Source organism: Streptomyces purpurogeneiscleroticus (genome assembly GCF_020024005.1).
GTDB classification, from domain to species: Bacteria; Actinomycetota; Actinomycetes; order Streptomycetales; family Streptomycetaceae; genus Streptomyces; species Streptomyces purpurogeneiscleroticus.
This window is the reverse complement of sequence record NZ_NHSG01000245.1, coordinates 1-22057: the sequence shown is the minus strand read 5'-3', so window position 1 is coordinate 22057 and position 22057 is coordinate 1. Positions and strand designations below refer to the sequence as shown.

At 69.2% G+C, this 22057-nt stretch carries 15 protein-coding genes and 2 pseudogenes; 8 read left to right on the top strand and 9 right to left on the bottom strand.

All coding sequences use genetic code 11. The annotated features are described in order from the left end of the window. Nucleotides 1–32: 32 nt before the first annotated feature. Together CCS38_RS15885 and CCS38_RS15880 are read right to left on the bottom strand one after the other, a co-directional pair. A complete protein-coding gene (locus tag CCS38_RS15885) occupies nucleotides 33–1493 on the bottom strand; it encodes a sugar porter family MFS transporter (protein WP_223733924.1) in 1461 nt (486 codons plus the stop codon). A gap of 95 nt (nucleotides 1494–1588) precedes the next feature. Further along, complete coding sequence (locus tag CCS38_RS15880; RefSeq protein ID WP_223733923.1) at nucleotides 1589–2428, bottom strand: phytanoyl-CoA dioxygenase family protein; 840 nt, start codon at nucleotides 2426–2428, stop codon at nucleotides 1589–1591. A 179-nt stretch (nucleotides 2429–2607) separates the two neighbouring features. On the opposite strand from CCS38_RS15880, the gene CCS38_RS15875 reads away from it, so the two are divergent. The 4 genes from CCS38_RS15875 (at nucleotide 2608) to CCS38_RS15860 (ending at nucleotide 8470) form a co-directional block, all read left to right on the top strand. After that, nucleotides 2608–3618 (top strand): LacI family DNA-binding transcriptional regulator, encoded by a 1011-nt coding sequence (locus CCS38_RS15875; protein WP_223733922.1) that lies wholly within the window; start codon nucleotides 2608–2610, stop codon nucleotides 3616–3618. A 535-nt stretch (nucleotides 3619–4153) separates the two neighbouring features. Beyond that, on the top strand, nucleotides 4154–5356 hold the full coding sequence (locus tag CCS38_RS15870; RefSeq protein WP_223733921.1) for a PucR family transcriptional regulator: 1203 nt from the start codon (nucleotides 4154–4156) through the stop codon (nucleotides 5354–5356). A 293-nt stretch (nucleotides 5357–5649) separates the two neighbouring features. Beyond that, a complete protein-coding gene (locus CCS38_RS15865) occupies nucleotides 5650–7983 on the top strand; it encodes a molybdopterin cofactor-binding domain-containing protein (RefSeq protein WP_223733920.1) in 2334 nt (777 codons plus the stop codon). Between the two features lie 10 nt (nucleotides 7984–7993). After that, on the top strand, nucleotides 7994–8470 hold the full coding sequence (locus CCS38_RS15860) for a (2Fe-2S)-binding protein (RefSeq protein ID WP_223733919.1): 477 nt from the start codon (nucleotides 7994–7996) through the stop codon (nucleotides 8468–8470). 159 nt (nucleotides 8471–8629) lie between these two features. Here the strand turns inward: CCS38_RS15860 and CCS38_RS15855 are convergent. From CCS38_RS15855 to CCS38_RS15825, 7 genes and pseudogenes are all read right to left on the bottom strand, one after another. Next, a pseudogene (locus CCS38_RS15855) lies at nucleotides 8630–8785 on the bottom strand (thiolase family protein); the annotation flags it as partial. After that, nucleotides 8782–9951, bottom strand: coding sequence for an acyl-CoA dehydrogenase family protein (locus CCS38_RS15850; RefSeq protein ID WP_223733918.1), 1170 nt, complete (start codon nucleotides 9949–9951; stop codon nucleotides 8782–8784). The pseudogene CCS38_RS15855 and the gene CCS38_RS15850, both read right to left, overlap by 4 nt. Continuing rightward, complete coding sequence (locus CCS38_RS15845) at nucleotides 9948–11099, bottom strand: acyl-CoA dehydrogenase family protein (RefSeq protein ID WP_223733917.1); 1152 nt, start codon at nucleotides 11097–11099, stop codon at nucleotides 9948–9950. The genes CCS38_RS15850 and CCS38_RS15845 overlap by 4 nt, the downstream gene beginning before the upstream one ends. 69 nt (nucleotides 11100–11168) lie before the next feature. After that, the gene (locus tag CCS38_RS15840) at nucleotides 11169–12356 is read right to left on the bottom strand and encodes a CaiB/BaiF CoA transferase family protein (protein WP_223733916.1); all 1188 of its coding nucleotides are present in this window, start codon (nucleotides 12354–12356) and stop codon (nucleotides 11169–11171) included. 31 nt (nucleotides 12357–12387) lie between these two features. After that, nucleotides 12388–13662: an MFS transporter gene (locus CCS38_RS15835; protein WP_223733915.1), complete on the bottom strand. Its 1275-nt coding sequence runs from the start codon at nucleotides 13660–13662 to the stop codon at nucleotides 12388–12390. A 284-nt stretch (nucleotides 13663–13946) separates the two neighbouring features. Further along, nucleotides 13947–14741: an enoyl-CoA hydratase/isomerase family protein gene (locus CCS38_RS15830; protein WP_223733914.1), complete on the bottom strand. Its 795-nt coding sequence runs from the start codon at nucleotides 14739–14741 to the stop codon at nucleotides 13947–13949. 150 nt (nucleotides 14742–14891) lie between these two features. Continuing rightward, nucleotides 14892–15908 carry a LysR family transcriptional regulator gene (locus CCS38_RS15825; RefSeq protein ID WP_223733913.1) on the bottom strand — a complete coding sequence of 339 codons (1017 nt, stop codon included), beginning with the start codon at nucleotides 15906–15908 and terminating at the stop codon, nucleotides 14892–14894. Nucleotides 15909–16017: 109 nt separating this feature from the next. Between CCS38_RS15825 and CCS38_RS15820 the strand changes: the two are divergent. The 4 genes and pseudogenes from CCS38_RS15820 to CCS38_RS15805 all read left to right on the top strand — a co-directional run. Further along, nucleotides 16018–16257: pseudogene (locus tag CCS38_RS15820) on the top strand (carbon starvation CstA family protein); the annotation flags it as partial. Nucleotides 16258–16457: 200 nt separating this feature from the next. Next, nucleotides 16458–18563, top strand: coding sequence for an ATP-binding cassette domain-containing protein (locus CCS38_RS15815; RefSeq protein ID WP_223733912.1), 2106 nt, complete (start codon nucleotides 16458–16460; stop codon nucleotides 18561–18563). Nucleotides 18564–18621: 58 nt separating this feature from the next. Next, the gene (locus CCS38_RS15810) at nucleotides 18622–20160 is read left to right on the top strand and encodes an ABC transporter substrate-binding protein (protein ID WP_223733911.1); all 1539 of its coding nucleotides are present in this window, start codon (nucleotides 18622–18624) and stop codon (nucleotides 20158–20160) included. Nucleotides 20161–20362: 202 nt separating this feature from the next. Further along, nucleotides 20363–21976: a hypothetical protein gene (locus CCS38_RS15805; RefSeq protein ID WP_223733910.1), complete on the top strand. Its 1614-nt coding sequence runs from the start codon at nucleotides 20363–20365 to the stop codon at nucleotides 21974–21976. Nucleotides 21977–22057 lie beyond the last annotated feature (81 nt).

Genomic DNA, 22057 nt, shown 5'->3' with positions numbered 1-22057 from the left:
CCGGAGTCGGCCCGCCCGGCCCGCCCGGCCCGTCATCGTGCGGTGGTCTCCCGGGGACGGGCGGTCTCGGTCCGCCCGGGCCGCAGTCCGCCCGCTCGCAGTTGCTGCTCGATGTCCTCCAGGGAACGGCCGCGGGTCTCCGGGACGCGCCGGAGGACGAAGATCCAGCACAGCCCGTTCATCACCGCATAGACCAGCAGCGTGGCCGTGAGCCCGAAGGTCTGGGCGGAGGTCAGTGCGGTCACCGCGATGAGCAGGTCGAACCCCCAGACGGTGGCCGTCGCCGCGCTGGTGGCCGGGCCGCGGACGGCCAGCGGCAGGACTTCCGGGGCGATCAGCCACACCACGGCCTGCATGCTCGCGCCGTTGAAGAAGATGTAGGCGAACAGCGCCAGCACCACTGTCCAGCGCTGGAACGGGGATCCGGCGTCGGCCAGGAACGCCAGGCCCATGACCGCCATGGCGATCCCGGAGGCGGGGAGGAGCCACAGCAGCAGGCGCCGCCGCCCAAAGCGGTCCACGCCGATCGCCCCCGTCACCCCGGCCAGTACGAGCATCAGGCCGATGCCGATGCCGGTGAGCAGGGCCACGGAGTCGCCGAAGCCCGCGTCGGAGAGCAGCGTGGGAGCGTAGTAGACCATCGCGTTGATGCCGGTGAGCTGGGAGAACGCGGCGATGCCCAGGGCGATGAGCAGGGCCGGGCGCACCCAGGAGGATCCGAGCGCCCGTGCGGTGGCGCGCAGTCCGCGGGGCGCCGCCTCCCCGGCCCGGCACAGCGCCGCGATCTCGGACGCCTCGGCGGTGACGTCGTGGGCGGGGCCGCGCAGCCGTGCCAGGACCGTCTCCGCGGCGTTCCGGCGGCCTCGTTCGACCAGCCAGCGCGGGCTCTCGGGCAGCGGGAGCATGCCGACCGCGAGGACGGCGGCGGGCAGGGCGGCCAGACCGAACATCCAGCGCCAGCCCTCCGGACCGGCGAGCGCGTAGCCGCACAGGTACGAGACCAGCTGTCCGATGGCCACCATCAGCTGGAAGAGGACCATCAGCCGGCCGCGTACGGCGGGCGGGGCGGTTTCCGCGATGTAGACGGGGACGGTGTTGGACGCGGCGCCGACCGCGAGGCCGAGCAGCAGCCTGGCCAGCCCCAGGGTGAGTGCGGAGGTCGCGAGCGCCGAGGCGAGCGCACCTGCGGCGAAGACGACGGCCACGGCGATGATGACGCGCCGCCGGCCGTAGCGGGCGCTCAGCATCCCCGAGACCGGGGCGCCGACCATGGCACCGACGAGGATGGCGCTGACCACGATCTCCTGTGCGCGGGTGGAGAGATCGAGATCACGGGCCAGGTCGAGCAGGGCGCTGGAGATGATGCCGGTGTCGTAACCGAACAGGAAGCCGCCGAGCGCGGAGATTCCGGCCACGGCGTAGAGGAGTCCGGGGTGCCGGGTGCGGGCGGCGCGACGGCCGACGGCACTGTCGGCCGGCAAGGGGTCGTTCACGGGGAGTTCCTTCGCGGAGGTGCGGGGGACAGGAGGAACGCGGGCGGGGTACGGGAGTCCCGGTCGGGCCGGGGTCGCGCCCGGCCGGGCGGGGCTCAGGCGTCGCCCATGACCAGGCCCTCGATGGTGTGCTGCTGGACGATCGGTTCCAGGACGTCCACGACGCGGCAGTGCAGGTGCCGCCGGAGGTGGTCGGGCAGCGTCTCCCAGTACGGCCGGGTGACGGCCATGTCGTGCCGGCCGTCATTGCCCGCGCCAGGGGCGTCGGCACCCAGCACCAGGACGGGACGGGGGTGCGGCGAGTGGTTGATGGTGCCCCGGTGGACCGTCAGGGCGGACCGAGCGGAGATGTCTCCGCGGCGCGGATACTTGCGGACGGCGCGCGCCTGGTAGTGCCGGAAATCCTCACGCGGCGGGAACATCTCGTGGTTCCAGTCGCTGCCGTGCTCCCACTGGGTGCCGGGCGCGATCTCGAAGGGCCCCATGTCCTCGGCCGTGTCGACGGCCGTCAGGTTGAAGGCCAGGGACGTGAGACGGTGCTCGTGCCGGGTCTCGCCGGGCGACGGGAAGTCGCGGTGCCACGGCTGATTGACCGCTCCCTCGAACGGTATGTCGAAGCCCAGCTCGACGAAGGTGTAGTCCGGGCCGAGCACCGCCTCGCAGACCGAGCGCACCCAGGGGTGGCCCACCAGTTCCCGGAACCCGCGCAGCTGCTCGGGGTGGATCTCGACGTAGTAGCGGTTCGGGCCGCGGCCCACCGCGCCGCCCGGCCGGTCACGTGCTTCCTCGAAGGCATTCTCGATGTCCTCTCGCACGGTGTCGGCGAAGGCGGGGTGGAAGGCGCCCTTACGGGCGGTGACGCCGTCGGTGTACAGCTCGCGGACGGCGGTGCCGATCTCCACGGGCGTGGGGTCGGTGGGGGCGGAAGCGTTCAACGCCGCGCTCCTTTGCAACGGAGGTGAAAGGGAGTACTCCACTTTTGCCACGGTGATTGCAACGTGGCAATAGGATGAAGTGAACTTTCTTCGAGGGCGTGCAGCCGCCGTGGGAGAATCCGATCATGGGCCGGGGCCGGACCGGTACCGCCGCCCGGCCAGGGAGGGAAGGGACTCAGGTGGCAGCGAAGCTGAGGGACGTGGCCGCACTGGCGGGCGTCTCCCCCCGCACGGTCTCCAACGTGGTCAACAATCCCGCGTCCGTCGCGCCCGGCACGCGAGAACGCGTGCTCGCGGCCATCGAGGAGCTGGACTACCGCCCCAACCTCGCCGCCCGCCAGCTGCGCCAGGGCCGCACCGGCCTGATCGGACTGGCCATCCCGGAGATCGGCTCCCCCTATTTCGGCGAGCTGGCCGGCCTGATCGTCGAGGCGGCCCAGCAGCGCGGCTGGACCGTCCTCATCGACCAGACCCAGGGCCTGGCGGAACGCGAACGGCGCCTCCTGTCGAAGACCGGCGGCCACACCATGGACGGCATCATCATCAGCCCGTGGATGCTGGATCCCCACGAGATCGTGTCCATGGCCGGGACCACCCCCGTGGTCACCTTGGGCGAGCTCGACCCCCAGGACGCCGTGGACCACGTCGCGATCGACAACGTGGCCGCCGCGAAGGAGGTCACCGCCCATCTCATCGCCCGTGGCGCACGCCGACCGGCGGCCATCGGCACCCAGCCCCACCGCCGTAACGGCACCGCCGAGCTGCGTCTCATCGGCCACCGGCAGGCACTCTCCGACGCGGGCCTGCCGACGCGCCGAGAGTGGGAGGTGGCGGTGGAGTCCTTGCACCGGGCGGAGGGGCAGCGCGCCATGGAACTCCTCCTGGCGGGCCCGCACCACCCCGACGCCGTTTTCTGCTTCACCGACGAACTCGCCCTCGGCGCCGTCCACGCCATCCTGGCGCGCGGTCTGCGGGTGCCCGAGGACGTGGCCGTGGCAGGCTTCGACAACGTCGAGGACGGCCGCTACGCCACTCCGGCCCTGACCACCGTCGCCCCCGACAAGCACCACATCGCGACCACGGCCCTCCAGTTGCTGGCGGACCGCGTCTATGGCCGGATGGCGCAGGTGGCACCCCGCCGGGTGGTCTCGCCCCACCGGCTGCTGACCCGCGCATCCTCCGGAAGCTGACGCGCGCCGACGGCCTCCGGAGCCGCATCGGTACGGTCCGCTCCGCCCGGCCCGGGGCTCAATCAGACTTTCGAGCCCGGCTTGCTGCGATCGGCCGGATTCGGTCCCGTCAGGGGCCCTCGGCGCGGCTGCGCGCCTGATGCATGAGTCCGGCCCCGTGCGGCCACCAGCCTGCCTCGGTCTGCAAGGCCACTCAACGACTCGCCCTGGCCAGGCACCTGCCGCGCCCGCCCACAGCCCGTCGTGAGTGCCAAAGCAGACCTCGGCAGTCCCAGGATGTGCATCTTGGAACCCGGGTTGCTCGCGATCCACGGGGCTCGCGCCTGTGCGTTCGCCCCCCTCTTCTGGCCCTGACATGGGCGGAGTCGAGACTGTGGAGCCGGGAGATGGTGCGCTCCTGGTGCGCTGCACGACCCAACGGAAGGGGTCCGGTCCGGTGCCGTGCGGTGGGCCGCGTTCGGCGATGGCCGGCCGGATGCCCGCAGGTGCCGCACGCTTTGTGCCCGTGCACAAACGAGAGGTCTATCATCGCCGCATGACCACGCTGCTCGACTCTGACGCGTGCATGACCCATCTGGTCGACCGGCTCCTGAGCTCGGTGAATTCGCTGACCGACGACCTGACTGCCGAGATACTCAGCGGTGAGCACTCGTACGCGGAGAGCACGTTGCTGAGCCACGAGCAGCTGCGCACGGCAGTGCATGACAATTTGTGCACGCTGCTGACGGCCGTGCGCAACGGGGGTGTGCCCACCAACATGGACGCCCCGCGGGCGGCAGGCCGGCTGAAGGCCGAACAAGGCATCCCCGTGGCAGCCCTGCTGCATGCCTTCCGCCTTGCCGGGCGGTTCATCTGGGACCGGCTGCTGGCAATGGCTCTCGACGAGGACAGCACTACCTGGCTGCTGCACAGGGCCTCGGACATCTGGGCGATCATCGACGAGTGCTCCAGCGCCGCCGCCGATGCATATCGCACCGCGCTCGAGGAACAGGCACGCCGCGACGCTGCCGCACGCAGCGTCATGCTCACCACGCTGCTCGACGGCACGGCAGGGAACAGCTCCAGCGCCTGGGAGTTCATGCGCGTCCTGCGGCTGGATGGCAAAGGCCCCTTCCGGGTGGTGTACGCCGAGATCAACGACGGGGCCGACCCCCTGCCCGCGGTCGAGGGACATCTGCAGGCGAGCGACATCAACTCCGAGTGGATACACCGGGCAGGCAGCCTGCTCGGCCTCCTCGCCCTGGCGAACGAGCACATGGCCGAGGCGGTGGAGGAGCGACTCGATGGCATCGCGCTCTCCCGCATCGGCATCAGCCGGTCCTTCACGTCCCCCATGGACGTGCCGAACGCTCGGCGCGAGGCCCAACTGGCCGCCCAGTGCCTGCCGCCCGAGACCTCCGGGACCCACGTCTACGGCAGCTCACCGATTGCCTTGCTCGCGGCGGCCTCACCCGACGTCGCCGCGGAGGTGGCCCATACGGTCTTCGGGCCGCTGCTCACCCTGCCGACGGCGGATCGAGACGTCCTGCTGGACACCTTGGACGTCTGGTTCGCCACCGGTGGCTCGACCACACGCGCCGCCGAGCACCTGCACTGCCACCGCAACACCGTCCTGTACCGGCTCAACAGGATTACCGAACTGACCGGACGGCGAACCGGCTCTGCGGACTCCTCCGCAGAGCTCTACGTCGCCCTGCAGGCCACGCGACTCGGCGCAGGCCCTGGGATGACCGGCTGACGAGGCTCTCGCAGATCAGTCGGTCGAGCACCCGGATTCGGTTGTGTCCGCGCACAATCCGCTGCCCGCTTCGCTGGTGCTCGGCCCAAAGACCAGGACTGTATGCGGATCTAGTCTCTGATCCGCTCGCCTATGGTGAGCCGACGACCCGCCCACCGACAGGGGCCGATGCCTGATGGTGCCCCGCGCGCTTCCCGCCGCGCCTGTAACCGGGAATCATCCGCCCACCGGTCTCGCCCTGCGGACGGACGACTGGGATCAGGCGGACGACTGGGATCAGAAAGGAATACCCGATGACCGACGTCCCTGCCAGGGGTGGCCGCACCACTGGAGACGCCGAGCGCGCGCCGATCGGACGCCGCGCGTTCATCGGCTATGTGCTGGCCGGAGCCACGCTTGCCGTGGCCGCCGACCTCCGGCTGGGCACGCCCGCCCACGCCGCTGTGCCCTCAGCGCCCCAGATCCCGGAACTGTACGACCTGGAGGATCTGCAGACCGACGCAGCGCGCCCCACGTCCGCGCTGATCAAGATCGTGCTCAACGAGGACGGCACCGCATCGTTCGAGCTGCCGCGGATGGAAGTCGGCCAGGGAATCACCACCTCGACAGCGATGATCATCGCCGAGGAACTCGACCTGCCGGTCGACAAGGTGCACGTGACCTTGGCACCGGCCCGCCCCGAGCTGGTGTTCAACCAGCTCACCGGCGGGTCGAACAGCACGGTCTCGACCTTCACCCCGGTACGGGTCGCCGCGGCGATCGCCAGAGAGTCGCTGCTGGAAGCCGCGGCGATCGAGCTCGGCTCGGCGGTGGCACTGCTCAAGTCCAAGGGCGGCGTGATCTACGCACCCGACGGGTCGTCACTGTCCTATGGCTCGCTGGCCACCAAGGCCGCCAGCCGCACCGTTAAGGCGGTGGAGGCCGAGCTGAAGCCCGCATCGAGCTTCGCGGTGATCGGCAAGCCCCACGGGCGGGACGACGCCCGGCTTGCGGTCACCGGGCAGAAGAAGTTCGCGATGGACCTTCAGGTGCCGGACGCGCTGCCGACCATGGTCTGCCGTCCACCGACGCTCAACGGATCGCCGGAGTCGGTCCGCAACAGAGTAACGGTTCTGGCAATGCCGGGCGTTACGGATGTGGCGATGGTCGACACCGGAGTCGCCGTACGCGCGAAGACGTTCGGGCAGTGCATCGACGCGGTGCGCGCGCTCGACGTGGACTGGGCCCCGGGCCCGGTGGAGGGCGAGTCCGACGAGACGATCCTGGCCCGGCTGCGGAAGGCCGAGCTGCCGTTGGCGGTCCCGAAGATCCCGGCTCTGGCGGAGACGGTGGAAGCGGACTTCACCTTCATGTTCCGCAGCAGCGCTGCGCTGGAGCCGAACTGCGCGATTGCCGATGTCAGGTCCGACCGTGCGACGGTGTGGGCGGGGCTCAAGTCGCCGATCGTCGCGCAGGGTGACATCGCCAAGAGCCTCGGACTGCCGCAGAGCGCGGTGACCGTCAATGTCATCACCGGCGGCGGGTCGTTCGGACACAAGCTCTTCGGTGATGCCGCCATCGAGGCCGCCAAGATATCCAAGGCGATGGGCAAGCCGGTCAAGCTGATGTGGCATCGCGCCGACGAGCCCCGGCAGGGGCGGGTGCACCCCATGGCGACATCGCGGATCCGGGCCGCGTACCTGGCGGGGGAGGTGCTGACCTTTGAACAGCGGCACACCAGTATCGTCACCGACTTCGCCCACGGACTCGGCGAGATGATCACGTCGACGGCCGACAAGCTGCCCACCGGGCTCGGCGGGCTGGGGTTCTCCGAGACCATCTTCACCCTGACCCAGGAACTTCCCTACAACTTCGGCGTCGTCACCCAGTTGCTCAGCGAGACCGACGCGCGTTTCAACACCGGGAGCATGCGCAACATCTACTCGCCGGATGTGGCGTGTGCCAATGAACTGGTCATCGACCAGCTCGCCCGGAAGATGGGCAGGGATCCGCTGGCGTTCCGCCTCGCCTTCCTCAAGAACGACCGGGTCAAGGCGGCGCTCCGGAAGGTTGCCGATGTGGGCAGGTGGGGCAGGCCGATGCCCGCCGGGATGGCACAGGGCATCGCGGTCCACAGCGAGTACAAGGGCGCGACCGCGGTGCTCGTCGAGATCGACTGCCGGCCCGAGACCGTGAACCGGAAAATCCACAACGCGGTCACCGGGCCCCGGGTGACCAAGGCGGTGATCGCCGTGGACGCCGGACTGGTGGTCAACCCCGAGGGCCTTGAGGCTCAGATGCTGGGTGGCGTCTCGGACGGGATCGCGCTCGCCCTCACCAGCAGCCTGCACCTGCGCGACGGGCACTTCCTGGAAGCGAGCTGGGACAACTACTTCTACACCCGGCAATGGAACGTCCCCTTGGACTTCGAGTGCGTTGTGATGCCCTCCGACTCCGAGCAACCCGGCGGTGCGGGGGAAGCCGGCGTGGCCGCATCCGTGGCCGCGGTCGCGTGCGCCTACGCCCGTGCGACCGGCACCGTGCCCACCCGCTTCCCGATCAACCACGACACGCTGTCCTTCGAGGTCAAGCCCTTCATCCCACCGGTTCCCGAGTCGCCGTCCGACGGTCTGAGCCACACCTACTGAGGAGCGCACCATGAGCACGCACACCTTCATCCTCAACGGCAAGCGCGTCACCGTCGACGTCGATGACAGCGTTCGGCTGTTGTGGGTCCTGCGTGACGTACTGGGCGTCACCGGACCGAAGTACGGCTGTGGCATCAACGTCTGCAAGGCATGCACGTCCCACGTCAACGGCAAGGCATTCAACCCTTGCTCGGTGAAGGTCAAGGACGTGCAGCCGGACGACGAGATCACCACGATCGAGGGCCTGCCCGCCACGGTCGGCGCAGACCTGCACCCCATGCAGGAGGCATGGCTCGAGTACGACGTGGCGCAGTGCGGCTACTGCCAACCGGGGCAGATCATGGCGGCGGTGGCCAAGGTCGAGCAAGCCCGGGCTGCCGGTCATGAGATCGGTGACTCCGATCTCGACGAAATCCGCAACATCTGCCGCTGCGGTACGTATCACCGCATCCGGGAGGCGATCAAGGCGGGCGCTGCGCACATGTGACCCGCCGCCCGCCGCAACGCTCCAACGCGGACCACGCACGCTACTTCTCCGCCCCGAGCCGGCCCCGACGACAGCGGGGCCGCGCCGCTCCCAGGGTCCCTCGTGGAGAACACAGTCGTTGCCCACAGAGTGAGCCGGCCGCACACCGACGCAGCCTCAGATGATGTCATCGACAGCGGATGTGCCGATGCCGGTGCGCTCGGCCAGTGCACGCAGCACCGAGGCGGACAGGCTGACCGGGTGGACCTCGCTCTGGGCTCCCTTGCGTCGGCCGACCGGTGTTCGCACGGCCTCGACGATGACGGCGTCTCTCATGAGGTGCTCTTTCTCGTCTCGAGCAGGGTGGGCAGGGCGCGCGCCAGGTTCCGTTCGTGGATCTGCGACGTGCCTTCGTAGATGCGCAGCGCCCGTACATCGCGCCACATCCGCGGGACCGGGTTGTCGCCGACGATGCCGTCACCACCGAGAATCTGCACCGCGCGGTCGGCAACCTCCGAGGCCATCTCGGTGCAGTACAGCTTGGCGGCCGAGATCCGCTCGCGCGGTGGGAAACCGGCGTCGAACTCGCGGGCACAGTCGAGTACCAGCGCGCGCCCGGCCTCCAGTTCGGCGTAGCTGCGCCCCAGCATGGCCTGAACGGCGCCGAATTCGGCGACCGGACGGCCGAACTGCTCCCGGTCGGTGGCGTGGCCGGTCGCCTCCGCGAGGATGCGGGTCGCCTGCCCGACCGCGGTGGCCGCGACGTGCGTACGGGCGTGATTGATCCCGCGCAACGCCTGGCGCAGCCCCCTGCCCTCCACACCGCCGAGCAGAGTCTCCGGGCCGACGCGGACGCCCGAGAGTTCGATCTCGGCCACCGGGCCCTCGGCGTGGCCGTTCATCCGCTCGGGCAGCCGGACCGTCACACCGTCGGCGGTACGGTCGACGAAGAACGCGGAGAGGGCGGCGTCGTCGGGATCGGTACGGGCGAAGACCAGCAGCACGTCCGCCCAGGCCGCGTTGGTGATGAAACGCTTGTGTCCGTCGAGGACATATCCGTCGGTGGTGCGGCGGGCGGTGGTGGACAGCGCCGAGGCGTCGCTGCCCGCCTCGGGCTCGGTCAGCGCGAACGCCGCGACGCACTCGCCCGCCGCCATCGCGGACAGGTACCGCTCCCGCTGCTGCTCGGTGCCGTGGTCCAGCAGTGCCTGCGAGGCCAGCCCGATGGTGGTCGAGAAGCGGGACCGGTACACGACCGAAGCGCGGGTGAACTCCATCGTCAGCAGGGCCTGCTGTTCGACGGACCACCCGAGTCCGCCGTGCCGGGTCGGCAGGGTGATCCCGAACAGCCCGGCCTCCGCCATCCGGCGGACCAGGTCGTCGGGCACGGCACCCGCGCGGACCATCTCCGGTTCGCGTGCGATCAGCTCGTTGTCGGTGAAGTCCCGGATCAGTGCGAGGTAGTCGTCGAACTCCATGTCGCGTATGGATTCGTGGATCATCGCAGGTCCAGGGACTTGGAGACGACGCTCTTCATGACCTCGCTGGTGCCGCCGAAGATGCGGGACACGCGAGCGTCGGTGTAGAGCCGGGCGATCGGGTACTCACGCATGTAGCCGTAACCGCCGTGCAGTTGGAGGCACTTGTCGATGACCCGGGCCTGCATCTCGGTGCAGAACAGTTTGACCTTCGCGGCATCGGCGGGGGTGAGCGTACCGGCATCGAGCTCGGCGATCGCGCGGTCGACGAGTGCCTGGCCGGCTTCGAGCTCGGTGGCACACTCGGCGAGCACGAATTTGGTGTTCTGGAAATCCGCGACGCGCTTCCCGAACGCCTTGCGCTGCTTGACGTAGTCGATGGCCATCCGCAGCGCCGCCGTAGCGGTCGCCTGTGCGGTGATGGCGATCGTCAGCCGTTCCTGCGGCAGGTTCGCGGTGAGCATGGCGAAGGCGTCGCCCTCGGCGCCGAGCAGGTTCGCGGCCGGCACGCGGACGTCGTCGAAGTACAGCTCCGCGGTGTCCTGCGCCTTGAGCCCCATCTTGTCGAGGTTGCGGCCGCGACTGAATCCGGGCATGCCGGCCTCGACGACGAGCAGCGACAGTCCCTTGCGCCTGTCGCCGCCGCCGTCGGAGGTGCGGGCGACCACAACGATGAGGTCGGCGTTGATGCCGCCGGTGATGAACGTCTTGGCCCCGTTGAGGAGGTACGTATCGCCGTCGCGCACCGCCGAGGTGGCCATGCCGGCCAGGTCGGAGCCGGTGCCCGGTTCGGTCATCGCGATGGAGCTGACCAGGGAGCCGTCCGCGAACCCCGGGAACCAGCGCGACTTCTGCTCGTCGTTCGCGAATTCGAGGAAGTACGGCAGCACCGTGCTCAGATGCACCTGGAGCCCGCCCAGGGTCGCCGCGGCGTACCCGTTCTCCTCCAGTACGACGGCGTTGAAGCGGAAGGTCTGCTGGCCGGCGCCGCCGTACTCCTCGGGGATCTGTAGCCCGTTGATGCCGATCTCGGCCGTCTGCCGGAACAGCTCAGGAGGCACGATCCCGGCGGCCTCCCACTCGTCGACGTACGGCACGATCTCCTTGCCGACGAACTCCCGCACGATCTCGCGGAACGCCTGATGGTCCTCGGTGAAAATGTCTCTGCGCATGGTTGTCTCCTGGGAAGCGGTTCTCAGCGATGTGGATCAGCGGTGATGTGGATCAGTCGGTGAGGCGGATCAATCGGCGAGGTGGATGACGGACTCGGCAGCGAGGCCGGCGATCTCCCGCGCCGTGTAACCGAGCTGTCCGAGCAGCTCCGCGGTGTGCCGGCCGAGTCCGGAAGCACCCTTGCCGCGGCTCTCGGTGACGCTGCCCAGACGCCACGGCGAGCCGAGTGTGGTCTGCTGCGCGCCGTCGGCGCCCGCCACGTCGAGGAAGAGACCGCTCGCCACCACGTCGGGGTTCCTGCGCACCTCGTCGTAGCCGCTGATCCGGCCGGCCACCACACCGTTGGGGGTGAGCAGGTCCATCGCCTCATCGGTGGTCAGGCCGGCGAAGGCGGCGCGCAACTCGGCGAGCAGCGCGGGACGGTGGGCGACCCGTGCCTGGTTGGAGGCGAATCTCTCGTCCAGCGGCAGATCGGTCCGTTCGATCAGTCGGCAGAGCTTCTCGAAATGCGGCGCCGAGTAGGCGGAGACCACGACCGCGCCGTCCGCCGTCGGCATGATGTCCGCGGCCGGGGCGACGGTCGGCTGACCGTTGCCGCTGCGCACCGGCGGGTTCCCGGTCAGCAGGTACTCGCCCCAGTTGGGTCCCTGCAAGTGGACGGCGACCTCCAGGAGCGAGACCTCCACCTCGTCGCCCGCCCCGAAGCGCAGCCTGCGGACGTACGCGCCGAGGACGGCTTGTGCCAGCACGTGCGCCGCGGCGGCGTCGACGACGGGGAATCCGACGCGCTGCGGCTCACCGTCGGCCTCTCCGGTGACCCACATGATGCCGCTCTCGGCCTGGGCCGCGATGTCGAGCCCGGGCCGGTCCCTCGACGGGCCGTGCAGACCGAATCCGCTCACCGTCGCGTAGACGACCTCGGGGTGCGCCGCCCGCACCGCGGAGGCGCCGAGGCCGAAGCGTTCCATCACGCCGGGGCGCAGATTCTGTACGACGATGTCGGCGCCCTCGATCAGCTGGTGCGCGATCTTCTGACCGCGGGGATCCTTGAGATCGAGGGCTACACACCGCTTGTCGCGGTTGTAGGTGCGCAGGATCGCCTCGCCGTACAGCCCGATCTGCCGGGCGGCCTCACCCGTGACCGGCTCGACCTTGACGACATCGGCGCCCAGGTCGGCCAGGATCTGGGTGGCGGCCGGGGCCGCGATGAACTGCCCGAAGTCGACGACCCGGACTCCTTCCAGCGGTGCGTTCACAGCGCGCTCTCCACTCTCGTACGGATCTCGTTCACAGCGCACTCCCCACTCGCCTACGGATCCTGTGCAGGTCACGCTCGGGCCGGACCAGAAGCAGTGCGAGCGCTCCACCGACCGTCATCAGCAGGCCGGTCAGGGCGAAGCCCTGGCCGTACCCGGCGGCCGTGTCGGCGGCGCCGCCCACGAAGTGGCCGAGCAGCAACGGTGCGAGGACGCCCGCCATGCTGTAGAAGGCGACCAGGCAGCCGAGGATCGTGCCCCGCTGCTTCGGGTGGACCACGTCCCCGATCGCCGTGAACGCGACCGCGTAGGCTGCCGAGTTCATCGAGAAGGCGACCGTCACGAAGACCATCTGGAGCGGTCCCCGGTCGATCGTCGTGAACAGGTACATCGACAGTCCGGAGGCGACGACCAGCCCCCCGGCCAGGTAGCCACGCGTGACACGCTTCGACACTCCTCGCGCGGTCAGGCGGTTCGACAGCAGTCCCGCGCCGATGGCGGCCGCCGCGGCGACCGCGTACGGGACGGTGATGAGCCGGCCGGCGGTGATCGCGTCGTAGCCGAGCCCCTGGCTCAGGTAGAGCGGCAGCCAGGAGACCTTGAGCGTGGTCGACCAGTAGGCGAAGAATGTCAGGAAGCCGATGCCGGCCACCGTGCCGGTGGTGAGCAGGACACGGAGGGGCGCCCGCGCCGGCGGCTCCGCCGCGGTCTCGGAGGCGCCGACGACGGACCCGGTCGGCTGCTGTTCCGGGGCGTCCTTGCTCAGGGTCAGCCAGGCCACCAGCCAGAGCGTGCCGGCGAGGATGAGCACCCCGAAGGCGGCGTGCCAGGACCAGGTGACGATCACCCAGGTCAGCACCGGCGCCGCGATCAGCGGGCCGATCGACGCCCCGGAGGTGACGATGCTCGCCGGCAGCCCGCGCTTCTCCGGCGGGAACCAGGCATGCACGATGTGGGTCGCCAGCGCGTACGCCGGCCCCTCGGCGAAGCCGAGCACGATCCGGCACAGGAGGAGCACGGCGAAGCTGACCTGCCAGAGCAGCGGGACCATGGTCAGGACCCAGATCACCATGAGCGCCGCGATCAGCCATCGCACGTTGATCCGGGTGGTGAGCGCGCTGACCAGTACCGCTCCGGCGGCGAACAGCCAGAAAAAGGCACTCTGGACCAGGCCGAACTCCTGGGGCCTGATGCCCAGGTCCTGGATGATCTGCACGCCCGCGAAGCCGAGCACGGCCTTGTCCGCGAAGTTGAGCAGCATGAAGGCGAGCAGCAGGAGGGTGATGGTCCAGGCCCGACGGCTCACGGCGGGCCTGGCTGTCAGCGGCTGCGGGGGCGAAGCGGGTGCCGTTGGAGTCATCGTGGTGTCCAAACGGTTTCGGTGCGCGGTGAGGGGCGCGCGGCGAATGGAGGGGGTTCACCGGTCGGCGGAGGAAGGGAGCGACCTGCGTACGGGAGGGTCGACCGGCGTACGGGAAGGGGGCGGCGACCGCATACGGAGGGGGCACCCGCATACGGAGGGGGCACCGACGCGTTGCGTATCGGGCCGACGCCGCGTACGGAAAGGGCGCCGACCGCGTGCGTAACGGCTCAGCGACCGGCGAACACGGGCTCGCGGCGCTCCAGGAATGCGGCCGCCGCCTCGCGGGCGTCCTCGGTGTGGAAGCAGCGGACCATACGGTCGACCTCGCCCCCGAGATAATCGGTCAGCGGCATGGTCGGTGCGGCGAGCAGGTTCTGCTTCATGGCCTTGACCGTGAGCGGAGCGGCCGATGCGAGGCGGGTGGTGATCCGGTCCGTCAGCTCGCCGAACCCGTCGGCGGTGGAGACCTCGGTCACCAGTCCGAGCTCGGCCGCCAGGTGCGCGTCGAACTTCCCGGGCATCAAGAACAGCTCGCGGGCTCGCGCGGCGCCGAGCAGCCGCGTGAGGAACCAGATTCCGCCGAGGTCGCCGGGCAGGCCCGCACCCAGGAACGCGGTATTGAAGACCGCGGTGTCGGAAGCGATCCGGAGGTCGGTCGCAAGCGCCAGCGACAGTCCCGCCCCCGCGCAGGCGCCGTTGACCGCGGCCACGGTGGGCTGGGGCATCAGGTGAAGACGCTGCGCCACACGGCTGGCCGCGCGCAGCCGCGCCGTATCCCCCTCGATCGAGTCCCCCCGGAGCGTCCGAAGCTCCGGCGGAGCGGCGAGATCGGCGCCGACGCAGAAACTCGACCCGGAGCCGGTCAGCACGACGACCCGTACCTCGCGGTCTGCTTCGAGCGCCCCGAGGACGTCCTCAAGATCACGAAACAGCCGGACCGAGACGGCGTTCCGACGCCCGGGGTTGTCGAGGGTCACCGTCGCGACCCCGCGGACGATCGAGCATGAGACCTGTGCTGACATCGGCGCCTCCGGTGAGTGGGGGTCGATCACGTACTTGTCCGTGTGATGACCTGCGCCACATCAAACGCCGCGACGACCGGCAGCGTCCAAGACCAGTATCCGGCCGGACTGACTGCAATCACCTATCAATCGAGACCGCTCCGGCTCTCCTCACTCACACGCGATCGGCGACCGCGCCCTGAACGTGTCGAGCTGGCGCTTCTCCATCGCGGACATGGCCTGCCCCGCGGCCTCGATCAGGCTCAGCCCCGATGCCATACGCCGTTCGACTGCCCGGTTCCAGGACGCGAGGTCGGCCCGGGTCCCCTCGAGGAACGCCGAGGCCGCGGCGGTCAGCCTCCCGGACCGGTGCACCACACCGATCCGTCTCTGGAGCTGCGGCTCGATCGCGCGCACCACCGCCCCCCGCTGGCGGGCTTCGAGCGCGACCCGCAGGGACACGATCGCCGCGCCGGCACCGGAGAGCACCATGGGCACCACGGCCCCCCGCTGCGGCACCTCGACCGCCACCCTCGGTTCCACTCCGCTCTCGCGCAGCATGGCCTCGACGTAGTCCCGAGTCGTGGTGTTGCGTTCCCCCATCACCAGCGGGATGCCCGTCATCGACCCGAGCGGGACGGTCTCGGGCAGCTCGGACTGCGTGCCGGGCGGGAGCAGCAGTACGAACTTCTGCGCTACCAGCAACTCGTCCGCGAGCAGCCCGTCGCCGCGCGGTACGGGCAGCATCGTCACACCGAGCTCGCAGGCACCGGACTTGACCAGCTCAAGGACGTCGGAGAGGTGGTCGCGCTCCTCGACACGCAGACTGACGTTCGGGTTCTTCACCCGGAAGTTCGCCACCCACACCGACAGTGGATCCGTCGAGATGTCCGACAACGCCGCGATGTCGATCCGGCCGCGCTCCACATCCCGCACCTCACGCACCGCCTGACGCGCCGCGTCCACATCCCGCAGAATCTGCCGAGCCGGCCCGACCAGAGCCTCACCAGCAGGGGCCAGTACGAGTCCCCTGCCCACCCGATGAAACAACTCGGTCCGCAGATCCTTCTCCAGCTTCCTGACGGACTGCGAGAGCGACGGCTGAGCAACGTGCAGCGCGGCCGCGGCCCGATTCACCCCGCCGTTGTCGACGACTGCGAGGAAATACTCCAACTGCCGGATGTCCATCCCCGAAACCTACGAGGTGTCCGCTCCCCGGTCGAGGAAGCTGCCGAACGCCTGCCTGTACGTTGGTGCTGCCGGACGGGCCGGACGGCATCGGTGCGGCCTCAATGGCGCCATGCGCCGGGACGGCAAGAGCCTCGGGCAGATGGCGCGGGACGAGATCGGCAAGGTGGGCGGTGTCGCGGCGCTGATCGCCGCGCTCGCGATCATGATCATCCTCCTTGCCCCGATCGCCGTGTTCATGGGCTTCTACCTGCGGTACCTGCGCCCCGGACGCGTCATCGAGACCAGCGTCATCGGCGTCGTACTACTGCTGCTCGCGATCATCGGCGGCGGATGCGTGGGTCGGGCCCCGGCGTCGCACCGTGCGCGTCATTGGTTACAAGAGCATCAATTGCCCTTCATTGCACACGACTTCGCGGCAGCATGGCAGGAGCGCCCTGGCGGGGGGCGGAATTGACGGAGGGCGGAGGAGGGTAAAGGACGTAGGGCACAGAGCGGAAAGGCAGACAGCAGGTACACGGCACAACGGGGGAGGGTGACAGATTGGCCATGCCGACGGAACGTCCGCAGGGCGTCAAGGACATCGTCCGTCTGTTCAACGAGTGCCGGACACGCGGGCAGGGCGACCGAGAGCTTCCTGTCATCACGCTGCTCGGCAGACGGGGCAGCGGCAAAACCACCACGCTCAGATGGCTCGGATATCTGGCATCGAACAGACCCAACGCCTTCTACGACTTCGCCTCGGCCGTGCCCAAGAGACCGCACGAAGTCGCGGCCCGGCTCGCTCTTGGCCTGTCCTACCGTTTGCCCAGGCAGCCGGCGGTCCACTTCCCCCGGCTGGCTCTCGGACTGCTCGTGGTGCGCGCCGGTCTCACCATCGACAGCGCGGACGCACGGCGCGTACGGGCCGAGCTCAAGCAGGCACTGCGCCAGGCGAAGGAGAACACGGAGGCGTACGAGAGGACCAACGGGGTCATCGAGGGAGTCGCTCTCCTGCAGGACCTCAACGTGGTGCAGCTACCCGGCCTCAATCTCGTACTGAAACTCGTCCAGTTCGGTCTGCCGAGGCTCCCCGTGAGCGTGATGTGGCGTACCGGGCTGACCTGGTACGCCGACAGCCCGAACCGGCCGGTCGATGCCCTCATGAAGCTGAACGAGCTGGCCGGGAGCGAGGCGGCGGCGGACGTCGAGGAGGTGGACCGGCTGCTGTGCGGGGCCTTCCTGGAAGACCTGCGCGATCACTACGCCCGGCATCCGCGCGACAAGGAGTGCGTCGTGCTGCTGGACAACATCGATGCGCCGCAGGGGCGGAAGTTCCTCGACCTCCTGGTACGCATCCGAGAAGTGAACGCGTCATCGGACCGGGCAAACGACCCGCTGCTCGTCGTCGCGACCGCGGCCAACGCCCGCAGTGTGCCCGGCCCCTACGCCCGGGACTTCCCGGCCGAGCTGCGCATCCGCACCCCTGAGCAGGCTTCGTACACGGACTGGCAGGACAGCATTCCGCGCCCCGCGTCCACCACCAAGTGGCACTGGTACCCGGTTCAACTGCGCGACCTCACCGAACCCGAGGTCGCCACGCTGGCCGAGCAGGCGGCGTCCACCGTGGTCCGCGCGACACCCTTGATCCACCGCCTCTCCTACGGGCACCCCTGGAGCGCGCGGGTCCTTCTCGACGCGACGTACGCGATCGTGGTCGAGCGCAGCGGCGGTGCGGCCGAGCTGCGCCACATTCTCGACCACGCCCCGCCGCTTCCGGGCCCGCCGGACGCGCCCACGGATTCGGAGGACCCGGCGGCCGTGGGGGAGCCCATGACTCTGGACGAGGCTGCCCGCCAGTACCTCCTGCGCGATCTGTCCGAGGGGCAGCGCGCCGCGCTCGTGGTCTGCTCCGCCGCGCGCGCATTCGAATCCGCCGTCGACGCCGGCATCCTGGAGGAGTACGACCAGCTCACCAAGGACACCCTGCGCAGGGACATCGACGCCCGGCTCTGGCTGATCCCCCCGGTCCCCGAGGACGCCAACACACGAGGTGGCCAGGGCAGCGGCTATCTGGAGCACTGCCGGGACCCGGAGGAGAACAAGCCGACGGGCGTACTCCATCCGTGGCTGCGGCTCGTGCTGCTCCAGGCATTGGCTCAGCACGAGCCCGACGGATCGACGGGCTGGGTCGCCGCCCACACGGCCCTGCGGGACTGGCACCGGCGTGAACAGCAGACCCAGCACCACCGCCTCGATGCCCTCTACCACTCCCTCGCCCTCAACGACCTCAACCAGGTCGTCGCCCACCTCGCCGGACAGTTCACGGAGCTTCCCGGCACCGATCAATGGCTGTACGAGCTGTACGCCATCACCGCGGCACCCATGCTGCTCCCCGTGGCTCCCCGGCAACGCGGGGAACGGGACCCGTCGCCCTCCGACCGGGTCCGCGAGCTCGCCGCCCGGCTGGCGCCCGGGGCCCTCGAAGAGCACTGGGCGCTCACCATGCTCGTGACCGCCCTGTGGCTGGCTGCCGATCCCCGTAACCGAGTGGCCAACTCCACGCCCGAGCTCAACTCCACGATCGCAGCAATGTTCCACACACTCGCCGCTCTGCCCCACAGCGGTGCCGCCGGCCTCCTCAGAGAGGCCGAGAGGTACGAACCGCGGCCATGACCGAGGTACGCACCGCGGCCACGGCCGCGTCCACCGGCCGACAGGAGACGACAGCACAATGGCGACGCTGCACGCACAGGACCGTCCCGATGACAATCCCCCCGTTCCGCGGTGGCGGTACATCGCCGCAGGTATCGTCGCGCTGCTCCTCGTCGGCGGTGGTCTCACCTTCCTCCTGCGGCCCGAGTCCACCGACTGCGCCGAGGGCGTGAAGAAGGTCGAGGTGGCCGGCGGAACACGCTGTGTGGGGCTCACCGACGGCAGCTATCCGTTCACCAAGGACCTGCGCGATGTGTCCCGCAGCATCGAGAAGGAGAATCAGCGGGTCACCCGCGAGGCCGCCGAGCCGGACGGCACGCCGTACGTCAGCATCGTGTATCTCCTGGGCATGGCACCGGGCAGAGGGGACAGCAACACCCCCGAATCCGTACGCCATGAGCTCGAGGGCGCGTACACCGCACAGTACGAGGTGAATCATCACCGCGGCCACGGCCACACTCCCCGGATCAGGCTGCTGCTCGGCGACGTGGGGAACGAGGAGGCGCAGCGCGACTACACCCTCAGCCAGATCAAGGCGCGCCGGGGCACCGACCGGATCGTCGCGGCCGCCGGCCTCGGCACCAGCCTCACCGGCACCAATGCGATGATCTCCAAGCTGAGCAAGCTGGACATCGCGGCCTTCGGCTCCGTCATCACCGCCGACGAGCTGGAGAAGACCGGTGGGCTGGTGCGGGTCGCGGCACCGAACGCCGATGAGGCGGCAGCCGCCGTGCAATTCCTCAAGTCCAAGGAACACGCCAAGGACCAGGTCCTCATCGTCCAGGACGCCAACGCGCAGGACCTCTACACCAAGACACTCGGCTCCAGGTTCGGCGCCGAGCTCCCGAAGGACCGGCTCGCGGCTCCGGAACCGATGCAGTACGACTCCTCCAAGTCCCAGCTCGCCACCTATTTCAACAACCAGATGCCCAATCTCTGCCTGAAACGCCCCGGTGTCGTCTACTTCGCCGGCCGGGGCCGCGATCTGCCGGACTTCCTCGCGCCGCTCGCCAACCGCCAGTGCAAGTCCGAGCAGATCACCGTCCTGTCAGGTGACGATGTGTCACAGGCCGCGCAGGCGGCCGGCTTCAACGATGTCAAGCAGGCACTGCGGAACGGGAACATCAAGCTTCTCTTCACCGGTCTCGCCCACCCCGGAGCCTGGACCAAGGCCCCGCAGTACTACGACAAGAACGCCATCGTCCCCTTCCGGCCGGGCGGTACCTTCACCACCACTTTCAAGGACGACAGTCTCGACGACGGCCAGGCCATCATGGGTTACGACGCCGTCCTCACCGCCGTCACGACGATCCGTAAAGCCGTGCCCCTGGAGAACTCCCACCAAGAGATCAAGCGCGATGCCGTCCTGCAGATGCTGACCACGCTCAACGACACCAACGCGGTCCCCGGAGCCAGCGGCTGGATCTCACTGCGGAACAACGGCAGCCCCAAGGACAAGGCCATCCCCATCATCGAAATCTCCAGCAACGGCACCACCCGAACCGTCGACGTAACCTCGAGCAACACGGGAGACGGCCACCCGTACACCCCCGAATGAGCACCGCCGGCGCGAGGGTGACCCCGGATGTGCGGGTGGTGCGCAAGGACGTGGCCATCGCCAGGACGCCGGCCGGCAAGTAGGCGGTGCCGGCGGATCGTGATGCCGCCCGTGCTCTGTTCGCATCGTGCTGAGGCCAGGCGAGACGCCGAGCGTATCAATCTCCGAACCTGTGGCCAGGATTTGACGGCGTGTATGCATAATGCTCGGCATGCCGAAGTTGATCTCCGCTGTTCGGGCCGTGCCTGCTCCGGCGTGCCCCGCAGCGGACCCGTTACCAGGGGCGACGACGGACTCGGACTGTTCCATCAGCGAGCCAGAGATTGGGAATTCGATGCGCCCCCGGACGCTGTTGCGGGTTTTGCTCACGGAGCGGGGCTGCGGCCACTTCGCGACGTTCGAAGAAGAGTTCACCCGGTCCGCCCGGCAGGCCGCCGTGAAGCTGAACCGGCCGGACCTGGCGACGGTGACGGCCTCGCAGGCCACGTGGAAGCGCTGGCTCTCCGGTGACCAGACCCCGCGAAGTGACGCCGCCGCCGTCCTCGAATTCATGCTCGGGGTTGACGTGGAGACGCTGCTGAGGACCGCGGCGGAGCGCGGTGTCGTACTTCCGGAGATCGCACCCAGTACCGCGCGAGATGTCGCGCGGTTCCTGAATGCCAGGTTCGACACGTCCCACCTGAACCCGATGGGCCGGGTTCCGGGCATGGAAGGCGTGTGGCACCTGGAGGGTCAGCGGTTCTTCGACGGTACGTCCGTCGCTGTCCAGATATACGAGGCCACGGAGCAGGACGGCCGAGTCGTCATCGGGCCCCATCACCACCCTCACATCCAGGCATTCACCCGGGCCACCCGCCGGGCGCTGGTTCTCGGTGCCCTCGGGGACGACGGCCTGTACGCCTTGGACGCCGCGCACGCTCGGCGGCAACTGGCGGTCACGGTCGAGACGCTGCCCATTTCGACACCGTACGAGATCGATGACCTCACGTACGGACTGCTGTGGGCGATGCTGAATCTCGACGACAGCCTGTCGGCCGACGACCATGCGCTGCACGCCGAACAGCAGATGCTGGAACCCTTGTGGGCGCAGCGGCGCTCGGCGGTTGCCCGCGCTGCCATACCGGAGCTCACGAATGTCGGCAGCGTGTGGCTCGGTATGTACTTCTGTGCCGAGCACATCATCCGGCGACTGGACGAGGACACCCGCGCGCCGGTCTTCTGGACCCCAGTACGTACCGGCGAGGAGGCTGCGGTCTGGCTGTTCTTCGCCTCCTGGCCGCAATTTCGCCTGGCCCTCAGGGAACGTCTCGCCGACGGGGATCCCGCCCCCGAGCGGGTGTTCTGCATCCCTGAGGACAATTCCCGGGCAAGTCAGCCCTACGAGCGGATACTGATCTGGCTGACGGTGGCCATGATGGAACGGGGTGGTCAGACCACCTGGGTGTGCGTGGAGCCGCGGTACGAGCGGATCGACGGCTTCGTGCTGGTTCCCGGGCGCCGAGTGATATCCGCCAGTTGGTCGGACTCCAGCGGGATTTGGCATGTAGACACCACGGACAGCTTCACCGATGTCAGCGCCTACGCCCAAGTGGTCGACCATGCTCGCAGGCAGAGCGTCACCAGTGGTGACACCTCCGAGGAGCGCCTTCGTTCCCTCGCCGACCATCTCGACCTCGACTGGGACTGGCTGGTGCGGCGCTGCCGCGAACTGGGCGCATACGGCATCGCGGGGATGCTGCGCCCGCGCAGCCGCCTCATCAGTGTCGAGGAACTCGAACAAGTCCTCTGCTACGTAGGCGAATTCGACGCCGACTGAGTCACCCGGGACGACGGGGTGACCATCGTCACCGGACCCAGGGCAGGGTCGTTTGCGGGTCGTTGCGGGGGCGGCCGGCGG

Coding starts and splice junctions, on each gene's coding strand:
- CCS38_RS15830 (WP_223733914.1), bottom strand. CDS start 14,741: ATGTCAGCACAGGTCTCATGCTCGATCGTCCGCGGGGTCGCGACGGTG.
- CCS38_RS15810 (WP_223733911.1), top strand. CDS start 18,622: ATGGCGACGCTGCACGCACAGGACCGTCCCGATGACAATCCCCCCGTT.
- CCS38_RS15815 (WP_223733912.1), top strand. CDS start 16,458: ATGCCGACGGAACGTCCGCAGGGCGTCAAGGACATCGTCCGTCTGTTC.
- CCS38_RS15860 (WP_223733919.1), top strand. CDS start 7,994: ATGAGCACGCACACCTTCATCCTCAACGGCAAGCGCGTCACCGTCGAC.
- CCS38_RS15850 (WP_223733918.1), bottom strand. CDS start 9,951: ATGATCCACGAATCCATACGCGACATGGAGTTCGACGACTACCTCGCA.
- CCS38_RS15805 (WP_223733910.1), top strand. CDS start 20,363: ATGCTCGGCATGCCGAAGTTGATCTCCGCTGTTCGGGCCGTGCCTGCT.
- CCS38_RS15870 (WP_223733921.1), top strand. CDS start 4,154: ATGACCACGCTGCTCGACTCTGACGCGTGCATGACCCATCTGGTCGAC.
- CCS38_RS15865 (WP_223733920.1), top strand. CDS start 5,650: ATGACCGACGTCCCTGCCAGGGGTGGCCGCACCACTGGAGACGCCGAG.
- CCS38_RS15825 (WP_223733913.1), bottom strand. CDS start 15,908: ATGGACATCCGGCAGTTGGAGTATTTCCTCGCAGTCGTCGACAACGGC.
- CCS38_RS15845 (WP_223733917.1), bottom strand. CDS start 11,099: ATGCGCAGAGACATTTTCACCGAGGACCATCAGGCGTTCCGCGAGATC.